This is a genomic window from Nocardioides sp. CF8, assembly GCF_000389985.1.
Taxonomy (GTDB): domain Bacteria; phylum Actinomycetota; class Actinomycetes; order Propionibacteriales; family Nocardioidaceae; genus Nocardioides; species Nocardioides allogilvus.
Genome location: NZ_CM001852.1, coordinates 1,090,187 through 1,101,137, shown reverse-complemented (window position 1 = coordinate 1,101,137; position 10,951 = coordinate 1,090,187). Strand labels below are relative to the sequence as shown.

At 71.2% G+C, this 10,951-nt stretch carries 9 protein-coding genes and 1 pseudogene; 3 read left to right on the top strand and 7 right to left on the bottom strand.

The annotated features are described in order from the left end of the window. Positions 1 to 44 precede the first annotated feature (44 nt). The gene (locus CF8_RS05415) at positions 45 to 1,289 is read right to left on the bottom strand and encodes a calcium-binding protein (protein ID WP_010832128.1); all 1,245 of its coding nucleotides are present in this window, start codon (positions 1,287 to 1,289) and stop codon (positions 45 to 47) included. A 74-nt stretch (positions 1,290 to 1,363) separates the two neighbouring features. Continuing rightward, positions 1,364 to 3,526 carry an NAD-dependent DNA ligase LigA gene (ligA, locus tag CF8_RS05410; protein WP_010832127.1) on the bottom strand — a complete coding sequence of 721 codons (2,163 nt, stop codon included), beginning with the start codon at positions 3,524 to 3,526 and terminating at the stop codon, positions 1,364 to 1,366. A gap of 188 nt (positions 3,527 to 3,714) precedes the next feature. Here ligA and CF8_RS05405 point away from each other — a divergent pair, with 188 nt between their 5' ends. The 3 genes from CF8_RS05405 to CF8_RS05395 all read left to right on the top strand — a co-directional run bounded on the left by CF8_RS05405 (position 3,715) and on the right by CF8_RS05395 (position 6,706). After that, complete coding sequence (locus CF8_RS05405) at positions 3,715 to 4,362, top strand: TetR-like C-terminal domain-containing protein (protein WP_010832126.1); 648 nt, start codon at positions 3,715 to 3,717, stop codon at positions 4,360 to 4,362. Beyond that, the gene (locus tag CF8_RS05400; protein ID WP_010832125.1) at positions 4,359 to 5,972 is read left to right on the top strand and encodes an MFS transporter; all 1,614 of its coding nucleotides are present in this window, start codon (positions 4,359 to 4,361) and stop codon (positions 5,970 to 5,972) included. Before CF8_RS05405 ends, CF8_RS05400 begins: the two co-directional genes overlap by 4 nt. A 95-nt stretch (positions 5,973 to 6,067) precedes the next feature. Continuing rightward, positions 6,068 to 6,706 (top strand): alpha/beta hydrolase, encoded by a 639-nt coding sequence (locus CF8_RS05395; RefSeq protein WP_010832124.1) that lies wholly within the window; start codon positions 6,068 to 6,070, stop codon positions 6,704 to 6,706. Positions 6,707 to 6,715: 9 nt separating this feature from the next. Here CF8_RS05395 and CF8_RS05390 read toward each other — a convergent pair whose 3' ends face one another. The 5 genes and pseudogenes from CF8_RS05390 to CF8_RS22960 form a co-directional block, all read right to left on the bottom strand. Further along, positions 6,716 to 7,705 (bottom strand): methionine synthase vitamin-B12 independent, encoded by a 990-nt coding sequence (locus CF8_RS05390; protein WP_010832123.1) that lies wholly within the window; start codon positions 7,703 to 7,705, stop codon positions 6,716 to 6,718. Beyond that, complete coding sequence (mnmA, locus tag CF8_RS05385) at positions 7,702 to 8,877, bottom strand: tRNA 2-thiouridine(34) synthase MnmA (protein WP_010832122.1); 1,176 nt, start codon at positions 8,875 to 8,877, stop codon at positions 7,702 to 7,704. The genes CF8_RS05390 and mnmA overlap by 4 nt, the downstream gene beginning before the upstream one ends. Then, a complete protein-coding gene (locus CF8_RS05380; protein WP_010832121.1) occupies positions 8,877 to 10,052 on the bottom strand; it encodes a cysteine desulfurase family protein in 1,176 nt (391 codons plus the stop codon). The genes mnmA and CF8_RS05380 overlap by 1 nt, the downstream gene beginning before the upstream one ends. A gap of 55 nt (positions 10,053 to 10,107) precedes the next feature. Next, the gene (locus CF8_RS05375) at positions 10,108 to 10,749 is read right to left on the bottom strand and encodes a hypothetical protein (protein WP_010832120.1); all 642 of its coding nucleotides are present in this window, start codon (positions 10,747 to 10,749) and stop codon (positions 10,108 to 10,110) included. A 29-nt stretch (positions 10,750 to 10,778) separates the two neighbouring features. Next, positions 10,779 to 10,951 (bottom strand): annotated as a pseudogene (locus tag CF8_RS22960) (glutamate 5-kinase); the annotation flags it as partial.

Below are 10,951 nucleotides of genomic sequence, written 5' to 3'. Positions count from 1 at the left end.
GGGTGTCACCCCAACCCGTGATCCTTAAGGCCTAGCGCCGGTCCTCAACAGCTCTTGCGGCGCTCGATCAGCTTGCACGTGTCCTTGCCGCCCTTGCCGAACCCGAGGTCGAAGCCCCTGCCGCCGATCAGCAGGTCCTTCTCGTCGGATCCGGTGAGTACGTCGGAGCCACCGCGCGCCTTGATGATCGCGCGGAAGTCGGGGTGGGCGTCGATGACCTCGCCCTTCTTCGTGCCCTTGTAGATCGTCTTGGCGTTGCCCGGCAGCGAGACCTCGGTGAAGCTCTGGATCTTGCCGACGACGGTGAAGGACTGCAGCTTGGTGATCGTGGTCCGGCCCTTGCGCTGGTCGATGCGCACGGTCGGGAAGAGGGCCGGGTTGGCGTAGGCGACGAGGCGCAGCTTGTCCTGCCCGCTGTTGCCGACGACGTCGAAGCCGGCCTCCCCCGGCACCGGCACGGTCACGGTGTCCCCGCCGGAGCCGCCCTTGATGAAGGTCTTGTTGAGCGAGGTGTTGGTGATGACGTCGCTGCCCTGCCCGCCGATCAGGGTGTCGTAGCCGGCCACGCTGGTGATCTTGTCGGCGCCGGAGCCGCCGTCGACGATGTCGTTGCCAGCGCTGTCGTCGCCGTCGGGGGTGATGACGTCGTCGCCGTCCTGGCCGAAGATCTGGTCGTCACCGGCCATGCCGTGGAGCCGGTCGGACTTGTAGGTCCCGCGGATGACGTCGTTGAAGGGTGTCCCGACGAAGCCGATCGGCGAACCGGCCGCGATCACGATCGTGTCGGCGCCGTCGGCGCCCACCGTGGCCGGAACGGCGCGCAGGTCGACCACCGCAGCGGTGGGAGCGCCGGCGTAGCTGATGGTGTCGGGCTTGACGTCGATGCCGGGCGAGACCGCGCGGGCGTCGTAGCCGGGGTCGACGTAGTCGTTGCCGGCACCCGGGACGATCGTGTCGCCGGCGCGGTGGAAGCGACCGAACTTGTCGGCGGCATAGCCGTCGAGCTCACCGAAGATGCGGTCGTCGTCGGGGCCGCCCGAGATCCGGTCGGCCCCGCCACCGCCGCAGATGAGGTCGTTGCCCGCGAGCCCGGAGATCGTGTCGTTGCCGTCGCCGGCCCAGATGACGTCACGCTTCGCCGTACCGGTCAGCTTGTTGGCCTTGGCGTTGCCGACGATCGATGCCTTCTCCCCCGCACACGTCGGAGCAGCCGCGTGGGCGGGTGCTCCCAGCGCGACGACGGGCAGGCCCAGGACCACAGCAGCGGTGATGGTGGGGAGCAGACGCATTTCAAACCTCCGAGAAGACGACCTCTGTGGTTCCTAACCACAGGTGGGACGTCGCAAACCTGGTCGGAGTTGTCCTACGCCTCACTGGCGACGGCCGGGCCGTCGGCCAGCAGGGCGTCGAAGCCTGCTTCGTCGAGGATGGGCACGCCGAGCTGCTCGGCCTTCTCCGCCTTGGACCCGGCGTTGTCGCCGACCACGACGTAGTCGGTCTTCTTCGACACCGAGCCCGAGGCCTTGCCACCGCGCACGATGATCGCCTCCTTGACCGAGTCACGGGTGTAGCCCTCGAGCGAGCCGGTGACCACGATCGTGAGCCCTTCGAGGGTGCGGCTGACCGAGGCGTCGCGCTCGTCCTGCATGGTCACCCCGGCCTCGCGCCACTTGCGCACGATCTCCTTGTGCCAGTCGGCCTCGGGCCCGTCGAACCACTCGCGCACCGACGCCGCGATCGTCGGCCCCACTCCGTCGGTGTTGGCCAGCGTCGCCTCGTCGGCCTCCTCGATCGCCTGCATGGAGCCGAACTGGGTCGCCAGTGCCCGCGCGGCGGTCGGTCCGACGTGGCGGATCGACAACGCGACGACGACCCGCCACAGCGGCACGGCCTTCGCCTTGTCGAGGTTGTCGAGCAGGCGTTGACCGTTGGCGGACAGCTCCCTGGATCCCGGTTCCTGAGGAGACGCGCCAGCGCCGTCTCGAAGGGCTCCCTTCTTCGCCGCGCGCGTGAACAGGTCGGTGGTCAGCAGCTGGTCAGCGGTGAGGCCGAAGATGTCACCCTCGTTGGCGATCACCTCGGCATCGATCAGCGCGACGGCGGCCTCATAGCCCAGGCCCTCGATGTCGAAGGCACCACGACCGGCCACGAAGAAGGTGCGCTCGCGCACCTGGGCTGGACACTTCGCGTAGTTGGGGCAGCGCATGTCCTTGTCGCCGTCCTTCTGCTGGACCAGCGGGGTCTCGCACGCCGGGCAGGTCGTCGGCGCGACCCACGGCTCCAGACCCTCGGGGCGCAGCGCGAGCACCGGGCCGACGATCTCGGGGATCACGTCACCGGCCTTGCGCAGCACCACGGTGTCCCCCGGGCTCCCGGGCCGGACGTCCTTGCGCTGCACCTCGTGGAAGTTGTGCAGCGTGGCGTTCTCGACGGTGGAGCCCGCGACCCTCGTCGGCTCCATGACGCCGTACGGCGTGACGCGACCGGTGCGCCCGACGTTGACGCGGATCTCGAGGAGCCGCGCGTTGACCTCCTCGGGCGGGTACTTGAACGCGATCGCCCAGCGCGGTGCACGGCTCGTCGAGCCGAGCCGTCGCTGCAGCGAGACGTCGTCGACCTTCACCACGACGCCGTCGATCTCGTAGCCGACGATCGTGTGGCGGTGCTCCCCCACGTGCTCGATGTAGGCCTCGACGTCGGCCAGGCCTGAGACGACCTTGACCTGGTCGGAGGTCGGCAGGCCCCAGGCCCGCATGGCGGCGTAGGACGCGGACTGCGCCGTGGGCTCGAAGCCCTGCCGGGCGCCGAGCCCGTGGCAGACCATGCCGAGGGCACGGGTCGCGGTGACCTTGGGGTCCTTCTGGCGCAGCGAGCCGGCCGCGGCGTTGCGGGGGTTGGCGAACAGTGGCTTGCCGGCGTCGGCCATCGAGGCGTTGAGCCGCTCGAAGGCGGCGGCCGGGAGGAACACCTCGCCGCGCACCTCGACGAGCTCCGGGACCGGGAACTCGTCGGTGCCGCTCAGGCGGTGCGGGACCGAGTCGATGGTCTTGACGTTGGGCGTGACGTCCTCGCCGGTGCGGCCGTCGCCGCGGGTCAGGGCGCGGACCAGGCGGCCCTGCTCGTAGAGGAGGTTGATCGCCAGGCCGTCGACCTTGAGCTCGCAGAGCAGGTCGGCGGACGCCACACCGTCGCGGGCGAGCCGGGCGTGCCACGACGCCAGCTCCTCGAAGGAGAAGGCGTTGTCGAGGCTCTCCATCCGCTGGAGGTGGTCGACGGCGGTGAACTCGGTCGACACCGCACCGCCCACCGTCTGGGTCGGCGAGTCAGGGGTCCGCAGCTCCGGGTGGGCCTCCTCGAGCGCTTCCAGCTCGCGCATCGACACGTCGAACTCGGCGTCGGACAGCGTCGGGTCGTCGAGGACGTAGTAGCGCCAGCGGGCGTCCTCCACCTGCTCGCTCAGCTCCTGGTGACGCTCACGGGCCTCGGGCGCCGCGGGCTCGACGGCTGGGCTCTCCGACTCATTCATGGGGCTAGTTTGCCCGTCCGCACCGACACCCGGCTGCAGGGCCGACGCGTGCAGGCACGCCCACTCGTCCCGAACCTGGGGAAGTTTGCCGCGCGTTCGATGAAACGAAGTTGTTCCATCGGAATATTTCCCCTACTTTCCTGCTTGGGAACGAAACCGTTTCGTTTCATCACGACAGGAGCACCACCATGACGTCCCCGGAACCGCAGGCGACGCGCCCGCGCATCGAGGGCGACCGTGAGCAGGAGATCCTCACCTCCACCCTCGACGTGCTCGCCGAGGTCGGCTACGACCGCCTGACCATGGACGCCGTCGCCTCGGCTGCCAAGGCCAGCAAGGCCACGCTCTACCGCCGCTGGAACGGCAAGGTGAGCCTGGTCATCGACGCCCTGCTCTCCCAGAAGCAGCCGAGCGAGGTGCCGGACACGGGCACCCTGCGCGGTGACCTGATGGCCGCCTACTGCGGCATGGGCGGCTTCGGCGACGCCCGCGCCGTCTCCACCTTCACCAGCGTGCTGACCGCGATGGTGCGCGACGAGGAGTTCGCCGAGGCCTACCGCCGCGACGTGCTCGCGCCCAAGGTGGCGGCCAGCTCCGCGATCTTCGCCCGTGCCCTCGAGCGCGGAGAGCTGGGCGCGGGCGCGGACATCTCCGTCCTCGCGCCGGCCCTGGCCGGCATCGTCATGCACCGCTTCTTCCTCCACGGCGAAGAACCCAACGAGGAGCGCATCGCGCGAATCGTCGACCAGATCATCATTCCGGCCGCAACCTGTCCGCATCTGCCGACAGCCTCAGACCAGTTCCCCACCGACCCCACTGAGAAGGAAACTTCATGACTGACACCGCAGAGGTCACCCCCGAGGTGACCCCGGAGGAGCACAAGCGCCTGCGCTGGGCGCTCGTCCTCATCTCGCTCGCCCAGCTGATGGTGGTGCTCGACAGCACCATCGCCAACATCGCCCTGCCCTTCATCGGCCAGGACCTCGACATCTCCCAGTCCAACCTGCAGTGGATCGTGACCGGCTACGCCCTCGCCTTCGGTGGCCTGCTGCTCCTCGGTGGTCGCCTCGGCGACCTCTACGGCCGCCGCCGGATCTTCATGATCGGTGTCACGATCTTCGCGATCGCCTCCCTGGCCGGTGGCCTCGCGCAGAACGAGGCCATGCTGCTGTCGTCGCGGGCCGTCCAGGGCCTCGGTGCCGCACTCGCCTCCCCCGCCGCCCTGGCGCTGATCACCACGACGTTCCCGGCCGGCAAGGAGCGCAACCGCGCCTTCGCCGTCTACGCCATGATGTCCGGCGCGGGTGCCGCGGTCGGCCTGATCCTCGGTGGCTGGCTCACCGGCATCCACGACCTCGAGCTGCTCGGCACGCCCGTCAACGGCTGGCGCCTGACCTTCTTCATCGTCGTCCCGATCGGCCTGGTCGCCGCCGCTTTCGCACCCCGCTACTTCCAGGAGTCCGAGCGTCACCCCGGCGAGCTCGACATCCCCGGCGCGATCACCGGCACCCTCGGTCTGCTGGGCCTCGTCTACGGCTTCTCCCGCGCCGGTGACGCCGCCCACGGGTGGAGCGACCCGGTGACCCTCGCGTCGCTCGCGGGTGGTGTGGCCCTGCTGGCGATCTTCGCGGTGATCGAGTCGCGCGTGGAGCACCCGCTGCTGCCCATCCGCATCTTCGCCAACCAGACGCGTGCCGCGTCGTTCGCGGCGATGATGCTGATGCCGGCCGCGATGTTCTCGATGTTCTTCTTCCTCAGCCTCTACATCCAGAACATCATGGGCTACTCCCCGCTCAAGGCCGGCGTCGCGTTCCTGCCGTTCAGCGTCGGCATCGTCATCTCGGCCACCATCGTGTCCAACCTCGTGAGCCGCTTCGACCCGCGCTTCATCGCCGGCACCGGTACGGCGATGGCGGCCGTCGCACTGTTCGGGTTCTCGCGTCTCGACGTCCCGGACGGCGCCTCCGACGTGCTGTCGGCCGCGTCGACCAGCGCCTTCCTCGGTGCCGACGTGAACTACTGGACGAGCATCTTCCCGTTCGTCATGTTGATGTCGCTCGGCATGGGTGCGGTCTTCGTGCCGCTCACCCTGACTGCCGTGCACCACGTGCGGGCCGAGGACTCGGGCATCGGCTCCGGCGTCCTCAACACGATGCAGCAGGTCGGCGGTGCCCTCGGGCTCGCGATCATGTCCACCGTGGCGAGCAGCGCGGCCACCGACCACGCCGACAAGATCGCCCCCGGCGTCGCCAAGGGCCTCGCTGGAGCGGAGCCGAGCGTCATCCAGGGCCTCGTCCAGCTGGGCTCGTTCCCGACCGGCGCCACAGCGGCGTTCTTCTTCGGGACGTTCCTGATGGCCGCCGGCTCGCTCATCGTGTGGCTGTTCCTCAACGTGAAGCACGAGGAGCTCGCCACCGACGGACCCGCGAGCGTCCCGGGACACTGACCCACCCCATGAAGCGTCCACGCCGACCCGCCCGAGCCGCTCGGGCGGGTCGGCGTGTCCAATCCGGAGGGGCGGGCGGCTCCGAAGGGATCCACGTGAGCGAACCCACCCTGACGACCTACGCCGCCGGCGGGCCTGCCGAGGCCGTCGTGCTGATGCTCCACGGCGGCAAGCCCCGCTCGCGGCAGCCCGTCGACCGCCGCAGCGCGTCGTGGCGTCGCTCGGAGTGGATGGCGCGGTCGATCGCTGCCAAGGCCCACGCCGCCGAGGCGCACGTGTGGTTGCTGCGCTACCGCGAGCGCGGCTGGAACGGCGGCCGGGACCGGATCGAGGACGCCCGCTGGGCACTGGATGCGGTGCGTACGGCGCACGGCGACGTACCCGTCGTGCTGCTGGGCCACTCCATGGGCGCGCGGGTGGCGGTCCACGTCGCCGACGACCCGTCCGTGGTCGGCGTCGTCGGGCTGGCGCCGTGGTGGGCGGCCGAGGACCCCGTCTCCACGCTGTCCGGGCGGGCCCTGGTCGCAGCCCACGGTCGCCGGGACCGCATCACCTCGTTCGCCGAGACCACCCGCTACGTCGAGCGCGCCAAGGGCATCGCCACCGCCGTCGAGCTCGTCGACATGGGCGCGCTGGGCCACTACATGCTGACCGGGGTCGAGGCGTGGAACACCGTCGCCTCGACCTCCGCCCTGCAGCTGCTGCGGCTGCATCAGGACGCCCGCGACTCGTAGGCCGCGCGCTCAGAGGTGACCGGCGACGTCCCGGCTCAGGGACAGGGCCCGGCGGCTCCAGTCGGGCGACGCGCCGGCGAGGCCGCACGACGGCGTGATCACCAGTCGTCCCGACACCTCGGCCGGGTCGAGGCCGAGCATGTCGAGCCAGCGCAGGACCTGCTCGGTCAGCACCGCATCGGTGGGAGCGGTCGTGGGATCGGTCGAGGGCACGACCCCGAGGGCGACGACGAGCCCGTCGTCGAGCGCCTGCGCCATCGCGTCGAGGTCCTTCGGGGTCAACATGGCGTGGTCCACGGACAGTCCGCGCGCACCGGCGTCCGCGACCAGGCCCCAGGGCACCCCGGGGGCACACGAGTGCACCCACGGCTCCGCGCCCGCGTCCGCGATCGCACCCAGGACGATCCCCAGCGCAGCCGAGGCCTCGGGCGGGTGCACCGTGCGGTGGCGCCCGAAGCCGGAGGCGGTCGGCACCTGGGCGGCCAGGACCGCGGGCAGCATCGGCTCGTCGACCTGGACGATCAGCCGCTCCACGCCGGTCAGCCGGCGTCGCAGGTCGGCGACGTGTCCACGCAGGCCCTCGGCCAGCGCCTCGGCCAGCTCACGGCGGGCACCATGGTCGGAGAGCACCTTGTCGCCGCGCGGCTTCTCCACCGTCGCGGCGAGGGTCCACGGCCCGGCGACCTGCGCCTTGAACGCGCCGGTGAAGCCCTGCGCCTGCTCCTCGACCTGGTCGAGGTCCTGCGCGAGCAGCGACCGGGCCCGGCGGTGGTCGATGCCGGACGCGTCGGTGAGCCGCCACCCGGCCGGCTGGAGGTCGACGCCGAGGCCGTCGACGATCGCGAGCGCGCGACCGGTCATGTTCGCGGTCACTCCCCTGCCGGGCAGCTCCGGCACGAACGCCAGGTCGGGCACCTCGCCCAACGTGAGGCGCACCGCCTCGGCGTACGCCCGGTCGTCGTCCCCGGGCAGGGAGCCGACGCCGGTCGCGAGGGTCACGCGGTGGCCTGCTCGAGCTCGGAGCTGCGAGCGGTCGCGCTGATGGTGGCCGAGCCGACGACCCGGGTGCCGTCGTAGATCACGGCGGCCTGGCCGGGGGCGATCCCCTCGGCCGGGTCGAGCAGCTCGATCTCGACGCGCGGTCCGTCATGCCGATCTGCACCCATTGATGCGGTTCCGGATGACGGATCCGCAGGGACCACGCGGACCTTCGCGCGGTGCTCGCGACCGTGGGCGCGCAGCTGCACGGTCACCTCGGGTCCGTCGAGCACGGACGGGACGGTGCCGCACCAGCGCGGCTTGATGCCGGCGATCCGGTCGATGCGCAGCCCTTCGCGCGGGCCCACGGAGACGGTGCCGGAGACCGGCTCGATGTCGAGGACGAAGCGCGGCTTGCCGTCGGCGGCGGGCACGCCGAGGCGCAGGCCCCGGCGCTGGCCGATGGTGAAGCCGACCGTGCCGTCGTGCTGTCCGAGCACGTCGCCGGTCGTCGAGTCGACGATGTCACCGCCGGTGTTGGGATTGCGGTCGCCGAGCTTCTCCTTGAGCCACCCGGCGTTGTCGCCGTCGGCGACGAAGCAGATGTCGTGGGAGTCGGGCTTGTCGGCGACCAGCAGCCCGCGCTCGGCCGCCTCGAGGCGGACGACGGGCTTGGTGGTGTCGCCGAGCGGGAAGAGCGAGTGCGCCAGCTGGTCCTGGGTGAGGACCCCGAGGACGTAGGACTGGTCCTTGCCCATGTCGACCGCGCGATGCATCTCGATCAGGCCGTCGGCGCCGGTGCGCAGCTGGGCGTAGTGGCCGGTCGCGACCGCGTCGAAGCCGAGCGCGAGGCCGCGGTCGAGGACGGCCGCGAACTTGATCTTCTCGTTGCAGCGCAGGCACGGGTTGGGGGTCCGGCCGGCTGCGTACTCATCCATGAAGTCCTCGACCACGTCCTCGTGGAAGCGGTCGGAGAGGTCCCAGACGTAGAAGGGGATGCCGATGATGTCGGCCGCGCGGCGGGCGTCGTTGCTGTCCTCGATGGTGCAGCAGCCGCGCGCGCCGGTGCGGTAGGACTTCGGGTTGCGCGAGAGCGCGAGGTGGATGCCGGTGACGTCGTGACCGGCCCCGGCGGCGCGGGCAGCGGCGACGGCGGAGTCGACCCCGCCCGACATGGCAGCGAGGACCTTCATCAACGCGCCTTCGCGGTCCTGGCCCGCTCGACGACCGGGCCGATCGCCTCGACGACCGCGTCGATGTCGGCAGCGGTGCTGGTGTGGCCGAGGGAGAACCGCAGCGAGTGGCGCGCGGCCTCCTCGTCACAGCCCATCGCGAGCAGCACGTGGGACGGCTGGGGCACCCCGGCGCTGCAGGCCGAGCCGGTCGAGCACTCGATCCCGCGGGCGTCGAGCAGCATCAGCAGCGAGTCGCCCTCGCAGCCGGGGAAGCCGAGGTGGGCGTTGCCCGGGAGGCGCCGCTCGGGGTCGCCGTGCAGGTGTGCCTCGGGGACGACCTCCACCACGCGGCGTACGAGGTCGTCGCGCAGCGCACGCAGGCGGCTGGCGTGCTCGTCCTGGTTCTTGACCGACTCCTCGATGGCCGCAGCCAGGCCGGCGATCGCCGGCGGGTCGAGGGTGCCGCTGCGGATGTCGCGCTCCTGCCCGCCGCCGTGGACGAGCGCGGAGACCTGGAGGTCGCGGCGCACGATCAGGGCACCGACGCCGTAGGGGCCGCCGACCTTGTGCCCGGTCAGGCTGAGGGCGTCGACACCGGACGCGGCGAAGTCGACGGGTACGGCGCCGATGGCCTGAACCGCGTCGGTGTGGACCGGGATGCCGTGCTCGGCGGCCAGCGCGACGACCTCGGCGATGGGCTGCAGCGTGCCGACCTCGTTGTTGGCCCACATCACGGAGATGAGCGCGACCGAGGCGGGATCGCGCTCGACGGCCTCGCGGAGCGCGTCGAGGCGCAGGTGGGCCTGCTGGTCGACCGGCATCAGCTCGACCTGGGCACCCTCGGCCTCGCCGAGCCAGACCAGGGGGTCGAGGACGGCGTGGTGCTCGATCGCGGTGGACAGGATGCGGACGCGGCGCGGGTCCTCGGCCCGTCGGGCCCAGTAGATTCCCTTGAGCGCGAGGTTGTCGGACTCGGTGCCGCCGGCCGTGAAGACCACGTCGCCCGGACGACAGCCCAGGGCCCGGGCGATGGTCTCGCGGGCCTCCTCGACGACGCGGCGCGCGTTGCGGCCCGAGGCGTGCAGCGAGTTGGCGTTGCCCACCTCGACCAGTCGCGCGGTCAGTGCCTCGATCGCGACCGGCAGCATCGGCGTGGTCGCGGCGTGGTCGAGATAGACGGGTGCGGTGTTCATGACCGACCAAGCCTATCCGGCACCGGGGCGCGGACGACTTTCCGCGACGCCGGGCTCACTGCGCCATCGTGCCCGACAGCCACGGGTGGTCGGCGCGCTCGAGGTGTACGGCGCCGCGCAGCCAGTCCCGGGCCCCGGCATCCAGCAGGGGCCAGGTGGAGGCGAGGTCGGCGGTGTCCTTGGGACGCAGCAGTCGCGCCTTGTGGTGCAGGACCACCTCGGGTCGCATGTAGCGGATCGCGTCGTCGGCGACCCAGGTGACGTCGGCCAGCGGCACGACGTGGTCGGGGTCGCGGCGACTGACCCACAACCCGTCGCGGTCCTCGGAGAGGATGCAGTCGAGGAACCACGGGGCCGTCGCGTGGTCGCGCAGCCACACCTGCCCGGCGTCCACGTGCGGCTCGGGCCAGTCGTCGTTGAGCGGGCGGATGGCGCCGCTGCCGGCGCTCCAGATGTGGTGCCGGTCCCCCACGTGCTCGCGGAACAGCGCCAGGTCCCGCCGCCAGATCACGAGATCGATGTCCTCGTGCGGGCGCGACACCCCGGTGAACGCCTCGATCGCCCAGCCGCCGACGATCCACCACTCCCCCGGATAGCCGGCCATGAAGTCGGCCGTGCCCGCCGGGTCGAGCGCCTGCCAGTCGCCGTACAGCCTGCGAAAGGCGAGCTCCTCGACGTCCTCCTCGGTGGTTGCCACGCGGGCAACCTACCGCTGGCGGTGGAGGTTCAGAGGACGATCAGGTCGTCGCGGTGCACGACCTCGCGCTCGTACGCCGATCCGAGCTCTCGCTTCAGGTCCTTGCTCGACCTGCCGAGCAGGCCGGGCAGCTCGTCGGCGTCGAAGTTGACGAGACCACGCGCCACCGCTGCGCCCGACGCGTCGACCAGCGACACCGGAT